Below are 16,496 nucleotides of genomic sequence, written 5' to 3'. Positions count from 1 at the left end.
GTCAGTGTTATTGACATTCCAAGAGTGGACAGGTATCGAATCGCAGTTTCTGCGCAACTTTATGTCCGGTCCGGACTTAAATGGCGCAACAATCGCAAAATTCAACCCGGTTCAGGAGGTTTCGCATGGCGGGGTATGATGATCGTGATGGTGTTATCTGGTTGGATGGCAAACTGGTGCCTTGGCGCGATGCCAATGTGCACATCCTTTCTCATGCGATGCACTATGCTTCCTCGGTCTTCGAGGGCGAACGCGCATACAACGGTAAGATTTTCAAAAGCCGGGAACATTCCGAGCGCCTGATCGCCTCGGCCGAGGCCTTGGACATGCCAATGCCTTATGACGTCGATCAGATCGAAGCGGCCAAGGAAGAGGCGTTGAAAGCCAGCGGCCTACAGAACGCCTATGTGCGTGCGCTGGTCTGGCGTGGCTCGGGCGAAGATATGGGCGTGGCGTCAGCCAAAAACCCGGTTCGCATGGCTGTGGCCGTCTGGCCATGGGGTGCCTATTATGGCGACGCCAAGATGCAAGGCGCCAAATTGGACATTGCTGAATGGAAACGCCCCAGCCCCGAAACCATACCAGTCCATGCCAAGGCGGCAGGTCTTTACATGATCTGCACCATCTCGAAGCATAAGGCCGAGGCCAAAGGCTGCTCGGATGCGCTGTTCATGGATTGGCGCGGCTATGTGGCCGAGGCAACCGGCGCCAACGTGTTCTTTGTTAAGGATGGCGAAGTGCATACCCCGCTTGCTGACTGCTTCCTGAACGGTATCACGCGTCAGACTGTTATTCAGATGCTGAAAGACAAGGGCATCACCGTTCACGAACGCCGCATCAAACCGGAAGAGATGGCGGATTTTGAACAGTGCTGGCTGACCGGTACGGCAGCTGAGGTCACTCCGGTCGGGCAAATCGGTGACTATACCTTTGAGGTGGGCGACCTGACCCGAGAGATTGCATCAGATTACGAGGCGCTGGTCCGGGCCTGATCTGCACAATCTGCGCGTTCTTTACCCCCGCTTTTGGCGGGGGTTTTTCTTTGCCAACTGTTCAGGTTTATGTGCAGAACGAACACTCTATCAGGGTTTTGGCTGCCACCCTTTTGGACCCGCTCAGCAATTTCCTCTCTTGATTGCCAACAACGTCGACCCGCTTTTTAGGCACTTCGTTCCGACCGATCTTTGGGAATCTGGACTTGGTTCACAAGCGCGCCTGACGCGGTCGCGGTGTTTCTCGCCACCCCTGTCCAACTTGGGTTTTCGGACCTGTATCCGATATACTACTGGCTGAACGGCGCGGCGATGGTCGCCGTAATTCCGCTCAACGCACCGGTATGGGTGCGACTGCCTGAGTGGTTCATTAAAAAAGGTGTCACAATATCATCGTGATACTTTCAAGAATCTGAGCCACTTGTTTTACAATCAGGCGGCTCAGTGCCGCTCACCAATCGCGTGGTCATTAAGACCACCAGACAGGAGAGCCCATATGACCCGATTCCTTCGCCCCAACCGCCGTGCGTTTCTGGCAGGCAGCACCGCATTTGCCGCTTCGCTTTCGATGCCCGCCATCAGCCGCGCCGCATCCCGCCCTGTTTTTACACATGGCGTACAGTCAGGCGATGTGGACACAAGCTCTGGCATGATCTGGACCCGCACCGACCGACCGGCGCGGGTGATGATGGAGGTATCGACCACCGAGAGCTTCGCCGACGCCCGACAACTTACTCCTATGGATGCAATCCCCAACAGCGACTTTGCGGTGAAGCGTCTGGTTGAAGGGTTGCCTGCTGATCAGGACATCTTCTATCGGTTCGTGGCCGCTGATCTGAGCGACATCAACACAGTATCAGAGCCTATTGTGGGCCAATTCCGCACTGCTCCGACCTCGCGCCGGAATATCCGCTTTGCCTGGTCAGGCGATACGGCGGGGCAAGGCTGGGGCATTGATGACGAAGGTATGCGTACTTACGCAACCATGGCGCAGCACAAACCAGATTTCTTCATTCACTCTGGTGACACGATCTATGCCGATGGTCCGATGCAAGATGAGGTGGAAAAGGACGGTCAACTGATCTGGAAAAACACCACACTGATCGACGAAAAACGCAAGGTGGCAGAGACATTGGACGAATTCCGCGCCCAATGGAAATACAACATGATGGATGATCATGTTCGCGCCATGAACGCAGTCTGCCCGACTTTCTTTCAATGGGATGATCATGAAGTGGTCAACAACTGGTCGGACGCTAAAGACCTGATCTCGGACGACCGTTATACCGAAAAGTCCGTCCATGTGCTGCAATCCCGCGCCGGGCGCGCCTTTCACGAGATGACGCCGTTGCGGATTACACCAGCGGAACCGGGACGTGTGTACCGCAAGATTTCCTATGGACCGATGCTGGACGTGTTCTTTTTGGATCTGCGCAGCTATCGCGGCCCAAACGGCCCTTCGATGGAAACTGAGATCACCGATCAGTCCCGCATTCTGGGGGCCGAGCAACTGGACTGGCTAAAGCGGGAACTGGAAGCGTCTAACGCCACATGGAAAGTCATTGCGTCCGACATGCCCATTGGACTGATCGTACGGGACAACTGGAAAGAACAGGCCGGGGCCGAAGCGATATCGAACGGCGACAACGGCCCAGCCAAAGGACGTGAGCTTGAGATCGCGGATTTACTGCGCTTCATCAAGACAGCTGGGATCACCAACACAGTTTGGTTTACGGCAGATGTTCACTACACCGCCGCGCACTTCTATGACCCTAACAAGGCTAAATTCCAGGATTTTGAACCGTTTTGGGAATTTGTCTCAGGCCCCTTACACGCTGGAACATTCGGCCCGAACGATCTGGACGGTACTTTTGGACCCGAAGTTAAATTCGTGAAGGCACCAGCCGAGGGACAGGGCGTTAACCTGCCGCCCAGTGCAGGGCTACAGTTCTTCGGTCTGGTCGATATTGATGGAGCGACCGAGCAAATGACCGTTCGACTTATGGATCGTGCTGATACCGAACTGTGGTCTGTGACGCTCGACCCTCAAGACCGCACGCTCTGAATCGGGTTTCCCCAAGACTGGCGTCGCGCCAAAATTTGCGCGGCGCTTTTTTTGGAGTGGTCTTGAAAATTCCGACTAAAATAGTCAGATACAGTGCAACGCCAGATGTGAGATCATCTAGCACATGGTTTCGAGGCGGTTTGCGGGCTTAGCAAATGACATGGTGAGAGCCCGCCACCGCCTCGGAAACGAAATACTGGGGTCAGGAGGAGATCATGGGCGATCCACTGGACGAAATCATGGCACGGCATGAGGCGGCCACCGCGTGCGGATGCAACTGCGATGACGACTTTTGCGCCTATGTCGACAAGACACCAAAAGCTGCAAGCAATCTGCAGGAATACTTGCCAGCCGGTGCTGCGAGCCGCCGCCTGTCAGTTCGATTTCTCAATGAGAATTTGGCGGGATAACAGCCCCCGAGTTGGGGCTGTTTAGGCTCTAAACCTCAGAAATCAACACCGCGTTGGGCTTTGATCCCTGCCTGAAAGGGATGCTTTTCTTCGGTCATTTCCGTGACTAAGTCCGCATAGTCGCGCAACGCTTGCGGAGCATCGCGACCAGTCAGAAATACGCTAGTCTTGTCCGAACGTTGCTTCAGTCCCTCAATCACCTGATCAACCGATAGGTATTCATAGCGTAGGGCAATGTTGATCTCGTCCAGTACGACCAGATCGTACTCACCGCTCGCCATCAGGGCGCAGGCCTTGTCAAAAGCTGCAGTGGCTGCTGCGATATCCCGCTCGCGGTCTTGTGTGTCCCAGGTGAATCCTTCGCCCATCGTGTGCCAAGTGACCAGATCGCGTTCCTCGAAAAACCGCCGCTCGCCAGTTTTCCACTTGCCTTTGATGAACTGTACAACGGCAACTTTCTGACCCCAGCCCAAAGCGCGAATAACCACCCCAAAGGCGGCAGAAGACTTACCCTTACCTTTGCCAGTGTTGATAAGCACCAGTCCTCGGTTCGGGTCGACCGCTTCTGAGACTTTCTTGCGGTGCTGGGCCTGCACCTTCTGCATTTTTTCCTTGTGATCCTGTGCGTCGCTCATGGGAAACCCTCGATTTTCTTGTCGGGCACACCCTAGGGGAAGTTTGGCAAAGGTAAAGGTCAGGCTTTGGGGTCGGTCACCGCGCGCGCCTTGCCGCGTTCCAGCCCCAACTGATGTTCGCGCCAAATCACCACGATATTGCCAGCGATCACCAGTGCCGCACCGGCCAGCATTACCAAAGTTGGCAATTCGCTGAACCATACATAGCCGATAACGATCGCGAACAGCATCGAAGTATAATCATATGGCGCAAGCATAGATGCCTGCCCGAAGCGATAAGATGAAGTTACAAGAATCTGCGCCACTCCCCCAACCAGCCCAGCCAGGATCAGCAGCGCCGCCTGCTCCCATGTGGGCAGAACCCAGCCCCAGAACGCGGTCAGCCCGGACAGCAAGGTCGCCGTCATCGAGAAATAAAATACGATGGCGGCAGGGTGATCGACCTGCACAAGCTGCCGGATGTGAATCTGTACGAACGCCCGGGCGACAGTCGCACCCAGAATGCAAAGCGCGCCAAATGTGGCTGCGGCCTGCATGTTGTTGCCGCCCAGCCGGGGCCAAATCATGATCAGAACCCCCAAAAGGCCGATGGCCACGGCAGCAATTCTAACCTGGCGAATACGCTCACCCAACATGACTGCCGCCAGTATCAGGGTGAAGATCGGCGTAGCATATCCAATCGCTGTGGCCTCGGGCAAAGGGATCAGGCCAAGCCCGGTGAACGTCAGCCCCATTGCGGTGGTGCCCAGTACACCGCGCCAGAAGTGACCCATGGGTTTGCGTGCGACGAACCCCTGTGCCAATTCTCCGCGTGCGATCAGCCATATGATGATCACCGGGATGGCGAACAATGACCGGAAGAACACCATCTCGCCCGGCGGGAAATGATCGGATTGCGATTTAATCAGCGCCGCCATGACGGTGAACAGAAACACCGCACTTATTTTCAGAGCGACGGCCAAAAGAGGTCGATGCGATGTTAACGATTTCGCCATGCGAGCGACCCTGCGCTTTTAGTAGAGAAAGATCAACGGCCCTTCCGCGCAGTCAGTCATTGACCCAATTGGAAGGCAGAGCGCTACCAATCTCTTCTGAAAATTCTTCTAGAAAGCGGATCATGCGTTGGACGCGCACCTGTGCGACGGCCTTGCCGCCATCAGTCAGCATGTCATCGGGCAGAGCCAACAGTTTAACTTTCCAATGGTCGAGTGAATACGTCAGATCGTCCAGTGGTCGGTTTGCGGCGAACGGGTCTGCCGGATCATACAAAGCCCGCCCCAGAGCGCCTGAAACAGAAAAATTCCGGGCAATGCCGATCGCGCCCAACGCATCCAACCGATCTGCGTCGCGCAGGATGCAGGCTTCGGGTGATGTCGGGGCGATGTTGGCCGAGAAACTATGGGCCTCAATTGCATGCTGAATCGCGCGAATCTGATCCTTGGTATAGCCGAGTTTGTCCAGAATAGGCTCTGATTCCTCTGCTGACCGACGCGAGGCAAAGTGCCGTTCCGGATCGTCCTTTGACAGATTCACGAGATCATGCAGATAGCTGGCGGCCAGCAAGACGGGCATGTCGGTTTGATCATCTGCAATAGCCTGGGCGTTCACCCAAACACGATCCAGATGGGCCAGATCATGTGCCGGATCCGTCTCCATCCTCTGCGCGACAACGGCACGCAAGCGCGCGCGCAGATCAGCCGATCCGTCCACGGTTCTCTCCGATCTGACCGCGATGCAGCAGCAAATGGTCGAGGATCACGCAGGACATCATCGCCTCACCCACCGGTACCGCACGAATGCCGACGCACGGGTCGTGACGACCCTTGGTAATGATCTCGGTCTCTTCGCCAGATTTGGTGATCGTCTTTCGCGTGGTCAGAATCGACGAGGTCGGTTTGACCGCAAAACGCACAACGATGTCCTGCCCGGTCGAAATGCCGCCCAAAATACCGCCCGCGTGGTTCGAGCTGTACTGCGGGCCGTTCTGGCCCATGAAAATCTCATCCGCATTGGCCTCACCAGTCAGTTCCGCAGCGGCCATGCCTTCGCCAATCTCGACACCTTTGACCGCGTTGATCGACATCATCGCAGCTGCCAGATCTGTGTCTAACTTGGCATAAACGGGCGCGCCGATGCCTGCGGGTACGCCGCGCGCGACCACCTCGACCACAGCGCCGACCGAATTGCCGGACTTGCGTAGATCATCCAGATAAGTCGCCCATTCCTCGGCAGATTGTGCATCAGGGGTCCAGAACGGGTTCTGTTCGATCTGCGACCAGTCGAAATTGGCGCGGTCGATCTTGTACGTCCCGATCTGGGTCATGTAGCCGGTGATCTGCACATTCGGCGCAATCTGCTTGATTGCTTCACGCGCCAACCCGCCCGCGGCCACACGCGACGCGGTTTCACGAGCCGAACTGCGCCCGCCACCGCGGTAATCGCGAATGCCGTATTTCTGCCAATACGTGATGTCGGCATGACCCGGACGGAACTTGTCCTTGATATCGCCGTAGTCCTTTGACCGCTGATCTGTGTTCTCGATCATCAGTTGCACAGGTGTGCCGGTGGTCTGACCTTCGAACACTCCGGACAGTATTTTTACTTGGTCAGCTTCTCGCCGCTGCGTGGTGAATTTGTTCTGTCCCGGTTTACGCTTGTCCAGCCAGTGCTGGATCATGCCCTCATCTATAGCCACGCCCGGAGGGCAGCCATCGACGGTCGCACCCAATGCAGGTCCGTGGCTTTCGCCCCAGGTGGTGACGCGGAAGAGGTGTCCAAAACTGTTCATCGACATGGGGCGTGCTCCTTTGCGGGTCGTGATTAGCGGGCAAGGGCCGCAGCCTCAAGCGGATTTGCGGTTGGGGCGTTTAGGCCCCAACCCAAGATCATCAAGCAGCCGATGACAATTGCGCCCGGGTCGCAGCAATTTTCAATGCAGCTTGGGCGGCTTCGCGACCCTTCTGAACAAAATGCGCACGGTAGATGGCGTTGTGATGATCCGTCTCTTGGTACTGGTGCGGTGTTAGGGACACCGACAGAACCGGAACACCAGTATCCATCCCGGCGCGCATCAGCCCATCAACCACTGCCTGCGCCACAAAATCATGCCGGTAGATGCCTCCATCCACAACAAAGGCTGCGCAAGCTACAGCAGCGTAGTTTCCGGTCAGGGCCAGATCACGCGCCAGCAGGGGCATCTCGAACGCGCCGGGGACATCGAAGACATCGACCTGCTCGGCGGGAATGAGCTCGAGGAAGCCATCAAGCGCGCGGTCGACGATATCAGAATGCCAGTTGGCTTTTACAAAAGCATAGCGGGTGTGTGTCATCGTGATCTCCTTTCGTAACAGACACGTCACCCAAGGCGATCACGAGCAGACACGCCGCAAAGCGGTATGCTGCACGTTCTCTTTCATCCGGACTTTAACCGTCGGCTCTGGCCTCTCACCAGATCTGCTGACACCCCGGTCATCGGGGCCGCTCGCGGGCTGACGGGTCATTGCCCGCATACCGCCGGTGGGGAATTTCACCCCGCCCTGAGAACGAGGCGGACCTTGCCAAGAACCGATCTGGTCTGCAAGAGGTTTGACAGGAGGACCACCATGCATCCCAATCCAGTTTTCCGAGCTGAGGAGCGCACCCGCAACATCGCGTTTGCGCGTGAGCGTGGCTTTGGTGTTCTGGCTCTGTCGACAGACAATGCGCCGCTCATAAGCCACATCCCGTTCTTGCTCTCTGAGGATGGATCAGTCACGGAATTGCATCTGGTGCGATCGAACCCGATTGTCAGGCTGTTGAAGCAGCCGCAAGCCGCCCGGATCGCAATAACGGGACCGGATAGCTATGTCTCGCCGGATTGGTACGGGGTCGCGGATCAAGTACCGACCTGGAATTATGTCGCTGTCCATTTGACTGGCGTGCTGGAATCGCGCCCTCAGGAAGAATTGCGGGATCTGTTGGATAGGCAGTCGGCATTTTATGAGAATCACTTGTATCCAAAGCAGCCCTGGACCACCGGCAAGATGGGCGACGATGCGTTGGCACGGATGCTGCGCATGATCGTGCCTTGCCGCCTGCGCGTCGACAATATCGAGGGCACTTGGAAGCTTAATCAGAATAAACCGGATGAGGTACGTCTACGGGCCGCTGATCGAGTTGCGCAGCATGATCTTGGGTCCGAGCTATCCGTCTTGCAAGCGCTGATGCGTGAAGTGAACGAGCCGGGCGATTGACGGGTTCCGTTTCGCCCACCTTCCGCTAAGGTTCGCGTAATCAGGGAGAGCACAAATGAAACTCTATCACAGCCCTACGTCGCCATATGTGCGTAAAGTCATGGTTTTGCTTCACGAAACTGAACAGTTGCAAGATGTTGAGCTTGAGACAGTAGCCAGCACACCGGTTGCACCGGCAGAGAAACTGCTGAGCAAAGCACCACTGACAAAAGTTCCGGCTTTGGAACGCCCTGATGGGCCAACGCTGTTCGATAGCAGGGTGATTTGCGCGTTTTTGGACGCGCGCGCGCAGGCTGGGCTTTACCCGACCGGCTCAGCGCGCTGGGATGTGCTGACGCTTGAAGCACTTGCCGATGGCATTCTGGATGCTGCCCTGCTGATGACTTACGAAGCCCGCTTGCGCCCCGAAGAAAAGCAATGGGATGACTGGGTCGAGGCGCAGTGGGTCAAAATCGAACGCGCCTGTGCAGCATTGAACCAGCGCTGGATGGCGCATTTGTCTGGATCATTGGATATGGGGCAAGTGGCCGTCGGATGCGCGCTGGGCTATTTGGACCTGCGCCACGATGCGCGCGGTTGGCGCAAGGGCAATGACGCGCTGGCCGCTTGGTACGCCACGTTCAGTGAACGCCCCAGCATGATTGCGACCTGCCCACCGAGTTAGGCCATGGGCCCCGCACCTTGCGCGGTGCAGGGCTGCTTTTTGCTAATGCGCTTCAAAGGTGGCGAGATACGCTGCGATGTCATCGGCACCTTTTTTGAGCTTTACGCTCATGTTTGGCCGGGCGGCTTCATCATCCAGAAACTCCTGAATGAAACCGATCGGGTCTTGCGAATATGCCGAGATGTTTTCCTCGGTCCAAACCAGCCCTTCGTCACCTGCGCGGATCATGTCATCGGTGAACATGCCGATGGGCAAACGCTCGCTTCCGTTGCGGTAGTCAGATTCGGATCCAGCAACGCGGCCCACGACCCCGAACAGATTCGGTCCGGTGATGCCACCTTTGACCAAAACTTCTCCATCTTTGATGATCGCATGGCAGGATGAACAACGGTTGTAGAGTTTTTCGCCTTTGACTGGGTCACCGGAGGCTGCAGCCTGTGACGCAAGGGCAAGAACAAGGGCCAGCTTAGGAAAAAAGAGTTTTGACATGGGAAACGTCCTGAGAAGGTTAGGGGTTTCCCAGCCCATCAAGGGTTCGTGTTCAAAGTGCAATCGAATTCAAACGTGGGTAAGTCGTTAAAAAATATCTATTTTTGACACAGTTTTTATCCGGTCACACAATTCATTAATGTGGGAAATTGCGTGGCAGAATTTTGACAGAACTCCGGCGGTGTGCCGTGAGTATGGAATACTTTGGTCAGGCAGTCGGACGTGTTTGTGAATGATTTTCCTGAACCGAATCACATAGATCGAAATTTTGAACGATTGGCGGAATTCCCCATCTAAACCCGCCCATATCTTGAAATTTTTGCCCTTCGTTGTGACATGAATGCCCAGATGCGGCGTAGTGCGCGCCTATGACCGCTGGACGAACCGATTTCTCCCGGCTAGATAGCCGCGATGAGACGCCGCTTTGATGCGGTGCTGATGCATGTTTGCTCGGGTCACCCCCGGGCGCCGGAATCGGAGAAAACCTCGTGTCCCACGCAGAAGACAACGAAGGCACCCGCAGAGATTTCCTCTACTACGTCGCTGGCGGCGCAGGTGTCGTTGCGACGGGTGCAGCCGTATGGCCCCTAATCAACCAAATGAATCCCTCGGCAGACGTTCAGGCGCTGTCCTCGATCCGCGTGGATGTGAGCGGCGTTGAGCCGGGGACGCAGCTGACCGTGAAATGGTTGGGTAAACCTGTCTTTATCCGTCACCGCACTGGTGCCGAGATCGCTGAAGCGCAGGAACAGGATGCCGAAGGTGTCGCAGCGTTGCCAGATCCGCTGGCGCGGAACTCGAACCTGAACGCGGATGCCCCGGCAACCGATGCAAACCGCGTGATGCCATCGCCCGAAGGCGAAGCACCCGGTGCATGGCTGGTTCAGATGGGCGTGTGTACGCACCTGGGCTGCGTACCTCTGGGTGACGCTGGTGACTTCGGTGGCTGGTTCTGCCCGTGCCACGGTTCGCACTATGACCTTGCCGGCCGTATCCGCAAAGGTCCAGCGCCTGAAAACCTGCCTGTTCCGCCCGCAGAGTGGACAGACAACACCACCATCAGACTCGGCTAAGGGAGACCCAACTTATGTCCGGAATTCCCCACGATCATTACGAGCCGAAGACGAACGGCGAAAAGTGGCTGAATAGCCGCCTGCCCATCGTCGGCCTGCTGTATGACACCCTGATGATCCCCACCCCCAAGAACCTGAACTGGATGTGGATTTGGGGCATCGTACTGACGTTCTGTCTGGCGCTGCAAATCGTCACCGGTATCGTTCTGGTGATGCACTACACGCCGCATGTCGATTTGGCCTTCGCCAGCATCGAACACATCATGCGAAACGTGAATGGCGGCTACATGCTGCGCTACCTGCACATGAACGGCGCATCACTGTTCTTTGTTGCGGTTTACATCCACATTTTCCGCGGCCTGTACTACGGTTCTTACAAAGCCCCGCGTGAGATCACTTGGATCATCGGGATGCTGATCTACCTGATGATGATGGGCACCGCCTTCATGGGCTACGTTCTGCCTTGGGGCCAGATGTCCTTCTGGGGTGCAACTGTGATCACCGGCCTGTTTGGCGCGATCCCATTCGTTGGCGACGCGATCCAGACTTGGTTGCTAGGCGGACCCGCGGTGGACAACGCCACGCTGAACCGCTTCTTCTCGCTGCATTACCTGCTGCCGTTCGTAATTGCGGCACTGGTCATCGTGCACATCTGGGCCTTCCACACCACAGGCAACAACAACCCCACTGGTGTTGAGGTTCGCCGTGGTTCGAAGGCCGAGGCCGAGAAAGACACATTGCCATTCTGGCCCTACTTCGTGATCAAAGACCTGTTTGCGCTGGCCGTGATCATGGTCGTGTTCTGGGCAGTTGTCGGGTTCATGCCAAACTACCTGGGCCACCCGGACAACTACATCGAAGCCAATCCGCTGGTGACACCTGCACACATCGTGCCCGAATGGTACTTCCTGCCGTTCTACGCGATCCTGCGCGCCTTCACCGGTGAGGTCTGGGTCGTTCAGTTCGCCAGCTTTATCACCGGCGGCATCATCGACGCCAAGTTCTTTGGTGTGATCGCGATGTTCGGTGCGATCCTGGCGATGGCTCTGGCACCTTGGCTGGACACTTCGACCGTGCGTTCGGGCAAGTACCGTCCGATGTTCAAATGGTGGTTCTACCTGCTGGTCATCGACTTCTTTGCCCTGATGTGGCTGGGTGCGATGCCCGCGGAAGAGCCTTATGCGACATTCTCGCTGATCGCGTCCGCCTACTGGTTCGCCTATTTCTTCGTGATCCTGCCGGTCCTCGGTGTGATCGAGAAACCTCTGGCCCAGCCCGAGACCATCGAAGAAGACTTCAACGCGCATTATGGCAAGGCTGACGCCGACGCCACGCCGGCCGAGTAAGAAGAGGGACCGGAATCATGTTCAAGAAACTTGCAATCGGTGCCGCGTTTGCTCTGGCCATTTCTCCTGCTGCGTCTTTCGCAGCAGGCGGTGCAGGTCACGTCGAGGACTTCGACTTCTCGTTCGAGGGGCCGTTTGGCACTTGGGATCAGAACCAGTTGCAGCGCGGTCTTCAGGTTTATACCGAGGTTTGCGCGGCCTGCCACGGCCTGCAATATGTCCCTCTGCGTGATCTGGAAGCGCTGGGGTATTCGGAAGAAGAAGTAATCGCTTATGCGGCCGACAACTTCGAAGTATTCGACCCAGAGCTGGACGATTTTCGCCCGGCGATCCCGACCGATCACTTCCCAGCCAACAATGGCGTTGGCGCACCGGACCTGAGCCTGATGGCCAAGGCCCGTGCTGGTTTCCATGGCCCGTATGGGCTGGGAATTAACCAGTTGTTCAAAGGCATGGGTGGCGCTGAATACATCGCCTCGTTGTTGGATGGCTATACTGGTGAGGAAAAGGAAGAGGCAGGCACCATTCTCTATGAGAACAAAGCCTTCCCGGGCGGCTGGATTTCGATGGCGCCACCGATGTCGGACGATCAAGTAGAATTCGCCGATGGTCATCCGGCCACGGTTGAGGCCATGTCCGAAGACATCGCTGCTTTCCTGATGTGGACGGCCGAGCCGAAGATGATGGAGCGCAAATACTCTGGCTTCGTTGGCGTGATCTTCCTGTCGGTGCTGTCGGTGCTGCTGTATCTTGTCAACAAGCGCCTGTGGGCGCCCCACAAAGGCAAGAAACTGCACTAAGCTTGTATGCTTTGAATGAAGAAACCCCCGTGCCACAGGCCACGGGGGTTTTTTATTGAGAAGAGAAAAGGGGCCAGCCCCTTCTTGGCCTGCGGCCAATTCATCCCCGGGATATTTTTGGCCGGATGAAAAGCGGATCAGGTTGTAAGCCGAGATTCCGTCGCGCCACCAATGGTGGCGGTTACGATCTGACCTTCGAGCTGCGGCGAAGTGAAGACAACTTCAGTGAATTGTTCAGTCCGCCCCATATGAGGGTTTTCCATCAGGATGTGATGGGTTTTGCCGATCTGAGCATTAAGGTGTTTAACGACCTGCGCACCACCCGCTGCGCGTAAGCGGGCTGCGCGATCCTTGATGATGGTTCCGTTAACTTGCTGCGGTATCCGGGCGGCCGGTGTGCCTTCGCGCTTGGAATAAGGGAACACATGCAGCCAAGTTAGATCGCAGTCGGAGACCAGCTTCAGCGAATTCTCGAAATGCACCTCGGTCTCGGTCGGGAAGCCAGCAATGATGTCTGCGCCAAAGGTCATCTCGGGGCGCAGCTTGCGGGCCTCTTCGGTGAACCGGATGGCGTCGTCGCGCAGGTGGCGACGTTTCATCCGTTTCAGGATCAGGTCATCCCCGTGCTGCAGTGAAAGGTGCAGATGCGGCATCAGGCGCGATTCAGTAGCGATCGCCTGCATCAGGTTTTCGTCCACCTCGATCGAGTCGATCGAGCTGATCCGCAAACGCGGCAGATCGGGCACCAGTTTCAGGATGCGCATCACCAAATCGCCCAGCTTTGGCTGCGCCGGCAAATCCGCACCCCACGAGGTCAAATCCACGCCGGTCAGAACAACCTCATTATAACCCTTGTCCACTAGCCGTCTGATTTGATCCACCACAACGCCCGCTGGGACGCTGCGTGAATTGCCGCGTCCATAAGGGATGATGCAGAAGGTACAGCGGTGGTCACAGCCATTCTGAACTTGAACATATGCACGCGACCGCGTGCCGAACCCGTCGATCAGATGACCAGCAGTTTCGGTGACGGACATTATGTCGTCGACCTGTACAGCCTCGGTCTCACCAATGAAATCGGCGGCCATGCCCTTCCAGGTGTCTGGCTGCATCTTCTCGGTGTTGCCGATCACTGCATCGACCTCATCCATCCGGGAAAAGGTCTCGGGTTCAGTCTGCGCGGCACAACCCGTTACGATCAACCGGGCATCGGGGTTCTCCCTCCGCAGCTTTCGAATTTCCTGCCGGGCTTTGCGAACGGCCTCGGCCGTGACAGCGCAGGTGTTCACCACAACAGCGTTTTTCAGACCCGCCTGCTGAGACAGTTCCTTCATCGCCTCGGTTTCATAGGCGTTCAGGCGACAGCCCAGAGTGGTGAACTTAGGCGCGCTCATCCCAACGACCTCAGAAAATCCGGCGTCAGAGTACCTGAAAAGACGTGGCACGTCGGTCCGGTCATCCAAACGCCATCTTCACGCCAGTCGATCCAGATGGTGCCGCCGTCCAGATCAATCTGCACCTTGCGGCCAGTCAGACCGCGACGCGCGGCTGCTACGGCCGTGGCGCAAGAGGACGATCCGGATGCAAACGTAATGCCAACACCACGCTCCCACACGCGCATGCGGATGTGGTCCGGCCCGATGATCTGCGCCACTTGCACATTGGTGCGTTCGGGATACAGCGGGTGATATTCATACCGCGCGCCGAACTCCGCCAAGGGAATCGCCTCTGCGTCTTCCACAAAGAAAGTGCAATGTGGATTGCCCATGCCCGTCGCCGTCGGGCCACCCTCGATCGGTAACTCCAGCGTGTCGACCGCTTCGGCCAACGGAATTTCGTCCCACTTCAACTGCGGCTGGCCCATATTCACCGAGGTCATGCCGTCGCCAGCGTCACGCGCAATCAATGTGCCGCGTTCTGTCGTAAGGGTTAGTTCAGGCTTTTCGGTTTCTTCCATCAAAAACCGAGCGATGCAGCGCGTAGCGTTTCCACAAGCGGCCGATGTGGACCCATCAGCATTGTAGAACACAAGATGCGCATCCGACTCGCCGTTTTCGATCACGGCCAATTGGTCGAAACCCACACCAAATTGCCGCTGCCCGATTCCCTTGGCCACGGCAGGAGAAATCTCTATAGGCTGCGCGCGCGCATCGACAATGACGAAGTCATTGCCCAGCCCGTGCATCTTCATGAATGGCAATCCGGTGTCGTGTGTTTGTTGCATGGCGGGCATATAACGATGGTCAGGAAAGGAATCCACCCTACGGTGAAGAATCCTGAAAAAAGGGGTTGACCCCCCCGCGCCACCTGCCTAATTAGGCCGCCTATCGGGACGCTGGAAACAAGTTAAGTTAAGGCGAAACGAGGCGCAAAATAAGGTCTTGAACCCAGTCGGGAAAATGCCTTAGAGAGCGCCACGGATCAAAAAAGATCCAACAAAAGAGTGGGCCGTTAGCTCAGTTGGTAGAGCAACTGACTTTTAATCAGTGGGTCGCAGGTTCGAATCCTGCACGGCTCACCACTGTTTTCAAAGACTAGACTGCGATTGGCTCTGATAGCCGGAATTCAACTTAGTGCCTGTTACCTTCCGGGTTCGCTATGGAAGAGACCTGCGATAGGTTCTGAAGCTGTTCATGACGTTTCAGCGCTTGGATGATCTAATCTTAGTTTCTGTCGCCCATTCCTTATTCTCTTTGTAGTGAATTCAGGGGAACTAGCTCTGGTCATTCATTTCAGAAACACATGTCTACGGCACTCGACGCATTGCCATATCACTTGGCCCTTGCGGGCGGTGGAGCATCGATCATTTCGTCCAGTATCGATCCGGCTTCGTAACCCAGAAGATCAACTTCCATGCGTGCTGGGTCTCCAAACGCCCAAGAGCCCACATTGCGCTGCATAATCACGTAGCCCACGTGATTTGCCAGAGCGTCTGTTCCATGAGCGTTCTCAGCAAACATCACTTGTCCAGCGGCAACTTTCTCGGGCATTACCCGTTGCAGGTATAAGAGAACAACATTGACATCTTCCACGCTGGACCCACCGTGATGGACTATGTACATCTTTTCCCACTCGCCCTCATCCATATCAGCGCGCGCCTGAGACACTGCAGAGTGGAGGGCCGCAAGTTCTGCACGCGCGGTCTCACGCATGTTTTCAACCCAAATCGGTCGTGTTTCGTTGATGATCTTGGAAACCGCTTCACGTGTGAGTTTGCCTTGGCTCAGAGCGTCTTTAGTAAAGGCTTGGGCTTTCTGAAGCATTTCCTTCTGACTAGCCGATGAGTCTTCTGACAGCCCAAGACCATCAATCGCCGTTAGAAGCGTGCCAATCTCGTCAGAAATGGTCGAAAACTCACGCTTCCAGCGTTCTTCTCCGGCGGCGTCATCAGGCCAGGGCGTTACCGCGCCGATAATCCCCAAGAGAACATGAGTCGTAGACTTGAGCTGTTGATAACGCGGAGCAGTCCTTGGGTAGGTTGCCTCTCCATCTTCCGAAATCACGACAACATCGCGCGCAATTACCATGATTGGCCGGGTATCTTTTGAAAGCGTATCTTGACCTCGGTGGAATATTGAGAGCATCGCGTCATTGAAGTCGTCCACCGCTTTGTCTGCGTCACTTTGATCAGCAGCCAGATTCGCAGGCGAAAACAGAAAAGCTAATCCCATGAAAGCTGCGAAGGTGAAGCTGTTTCTCATCCGAAAGGTCTGCATAATACTGGTCCCCTGAACTAAGCTCGCATGACCATCATACAATGCTGTCGTGTTTGGCGCGAACCTTGCTTAGA

17 protein-coding genes, 1 tRNA gene and 1 riboswitch are annotated in these 16,496 nt (G+C 56.2%); of the genes, 9 read left to right on the top strand and 9 right to left on the bottom strand.

Going from position 1 to position 16,496, the window contains the following annotated elements; genetic code table 11:
* Positions 1 to 125 precede the first annotated feature (125 nt).
* The 3 genes from ACR0L3_RS11875 (at position 126) to ACR0L3_RS11865 (ending at position 3,467) form a co-directional block, all read left to right on the top strand.
* Complete coding sequence (locus tag ACR0L3_RS11875) at positions 126 to 992, top strand: branched-chain amino acid aminotransferase (RefSeq protein ID WP_480745932.1); 867 nt, start codon at positions 126 to 128, stop codon at positions 990 to 992.
* A gap of 496 nt (positions 993 to 1,488) precedes the next feature.
* Positions 1,489 to 3,057, top strand: a complete 1,569-nt coding sequence (locus tag ACR0L3_RS11870; protein ID WP_480745931.1) for an alkaline phosphatase D family protein — start codon at positions 1,489 to 1,491, stop codon at positions 3,055 to 3,057.
* A gap of 215 nt (positions 3,058 to 3,272) precedes the next feature.
* Positions 3,273 to 3,467: a hypothetical protein gene (locus ACR0L3_RS11865; RefSeq protein WP_480745930.1), complete on the top strand. Its 195-nt coding sequence runs from the start codon at positions 3,273 to 3,275 to the stop codon at positions 3,465 to 3,467.
* A gap of 35 nt (positions 3,468 to 3,502) precedes the next feature.
* Here ACR0L3_RS11865 and cobO read toward each other — a convergent pair whose 3' ends face one another.
* From cobO to ACR0L3_RS11840, 5 genes are all read right to left on the bottom strand, one after another.
* The gene (gene cobO, locus ACR0L3_RS11860) at positions 3,503 to 4,102 is read right to left on the bottom strand and encodes a cob(I)yrinic acid a,c-diamide adenosyltransferase (RefSeq protein WP_480745929.1); all 600 of its coding nucleotides are present in this window, start codon (positions 4,100 to 4,102) and stop codon (positions 3,503 to 3,505) included.
* A 59-nt stretch (positions 4,103 to 4,161) separates the two neighbouring features.
* Positions 4,162 to 5,097 (bottom strand): DMT family transporter, encoded by a 936-nt coding sequence (locus ACR0L3_RS11855; RefSeq protein WP_480745928.1) that lies wholly within the window; start codon positions 5,095 to 5,097, stop codon positions 4,162 to 4,164.
* 52 nt (positions 5,098 to 5,149) lie between these two features.
* Positions 5,150 to 5,812, bottom strand: coding sequence for an HD domain-containing protein (locus ACR0L3_RS11850; protein WP_480745927.1), 663 nt, complete (start codon positions 5,810 to 5,812; stop codon positions 5,150 to 5,152).
* On the bottom strand, positions 5,796 to 6,896 hold the full coding sequence (gene aroC, locus ACR0L3_RS11845; protein ID WP_480745926.1) for a chorismate synthase: 1,101 nt from the start codon (positions 6,894 to 6,896) through the stop codon (positions 5,796 to 5,798). The genes ACR0L3_RS11850 and aroC overlap by 17 nt, the downstream gene beginning before the upstream one ends.
* 94 nt (positions 6,897 to 6,990) lie before the next feature.
* Positions 6,991 to 7,431, bottom strand: coding sequence for a 6,7-dimethyl-8-ribityllumazine synthase (locus ACR0L3_RS11840; protein WP_480745925.1), 441 nt, complete (start codon positions 7,429 to 7,431; stop codon positions 6,991 to 6,993).
* 71 nt (positions 7,432 to 7,502) lie between these two features.
* Positions 7,503 to 7,650: riboswitch (FMN riboswitch) on the bottom strand.
* Between the two features lie 54 nt (positions 7,651 to 7,704).
* On the opposite strand from ACR0L3_RS11840, the gene ACR0L3_RS11835 reads away from it, so the two are divergent.
* Entirely contained in the window at positions 7,705 to 8,334 is a 630-nt protein-coding gene (locus tag ACR0L3_RS11835) for an FMN-binding negative transcriptional regulator (RefSeq protein ID WP_480745924.1), read from the top strand.
* Positions 8,335 to 8,389: 55 nt separating this feature from the next.
* Positions 8,390 to 8,998, top strand: a complete 609-nt coding sequence (locus tag ACR0L3_RS11830; RefSeq protein WP_480745923.1) for a glutathione S-transferase — start codon at positions 8,390 to 8,392, stop codon at positions 8,996 to 8,998.
* A 42-nt stretch (positions 8,999 to 9,040) separates the two neighbouring features.
* On the opposite strand, the gene ACR0L3_RS11825 is transcribed toward ACR0L3_RS11830, so the two are convergent.
* Positions 9,041 to 9,487, bottom strand: a complete 447-nt coding sequence (locus ACR0L3_RS11825; protein WP_480745922.1) for a c-type cytochrome — start codon at positions 9,485 to 9,487, stop codon at positions 9,041 to 9,043.
* A gap of 488 nt (positions 9,488 to 9,975) precedes the next feature.
* Here ACR0L3_RS11825 and petA point away from each other — a divergent pair, with 488 nt between their 5' ends.
* From petA to ACR0L3_RS11810, 3 genes are read left to right on the top strand one after another with little or no spacing between them, the layout of a single operon-like run.
* Positions 9,976 to 10,560, top strand: coding sequence for a ubiquinol-cytochrome c reductase iron-sulfur subunit (gene petA / locus ACR0L3_RS11820; RefSeq protein WP_480745921.1), 585 nt, complete (start codon positions 9,976 to 9,978; stop codon positions 10,558 to 10,560).
* A gap of 14 nt (positions 10,561 to 10,574) precedes the next feature.
* Positions 10,575 to 11,906, top strand: coding sequence for a cytochrome b (petB, locus tag ACR0L3_RS11815; protein ID WP_480745920.1), 1,332 nt, complete (start codon positions 10,575 to 10,577; stop codon positions 11,904 to 11,906).
* A 17-nt stretch (positions 11,907 to 11,923) separates the two neighbouring features.
* A complete protein-coding gene (locus ACR0L3_RS11810) occupies positions 11,924 to 12,706 on the top strand; it encodes a cytochrome c1 (RefSeq protein WP_480745919.1) in 783 nt (260 codons plus the stop codon).
* A 137-nt stretch (positions 12,707 to 12,843) separates the two neighbouring features.
* On the opposite strand, the gene mtaB is transcribed toward ACR0L3_RS11810, so the two are convergent.
* On the bottom strand, positions 12,844 to 14,100 hold the full coding sequence (mtaB, locus tag ACR0L3_RS11805) for a tRNA (N(6)-L-threonylcarbamoyladenosine(37)-C(2))-methylthiotransferase MtaB (RefSeq protein ID WP_480745917.1): 1,257 nt from the start codon (positions 14,098 to 14,100) through the stop codon (positions 12,844 to 12,846).
* On the bottom strand, positions 14,097 to 14,939 hold the full coding sequence (gene dapF / locus ACR0L3_RS11800; RefSeq protein ID WP_480746108.1) for a diaminopimelate epimerase: 843 nt from the start codon (positions 14,937 to 14,939) through the stop codon (positions 14,097 to 14,099). The genes mtaB and dapF overlap by 4 nt, the downstream gene beginning before the upstream one ends.
* A 212-nt stretch (positions 14,940 to 15,151) precedes the next feature.
* Here dapF and ACR0L3_RS11795 point away from each other — a divergent pair.
* A tRNA-Lys gene (locus ACR0L3_RS11795) sits at positions 15,152 to 15,227 on the top strand.
* A 250-nt stretch (positions 15,228 to 15,477) separates the two neighbouring features.
* Here the strand turns inward: ACR0L3_RS11795 and ACR0L3_RS11790 are convergent.
* A complete protein-coding gene (locus tag ACR0L3_RS11790; RefSeq protein ID WP_480745916.1) occupies positions 15,478 to 16,377 on the bottom strand; it encodes a hypothetical protein in 900 nt (299 codons plus the stop codon).
* Between the last annotated feature and the right edge of the window lie 119 nt (positions 16,378 to 16,496).

The sequence above is a fragment of the Ruegeria sp. CK1 genome (assembly GCF_056536545.1).
This window is presented reverse-complemented; position numbering and strand designations above follow the sequence as displayed.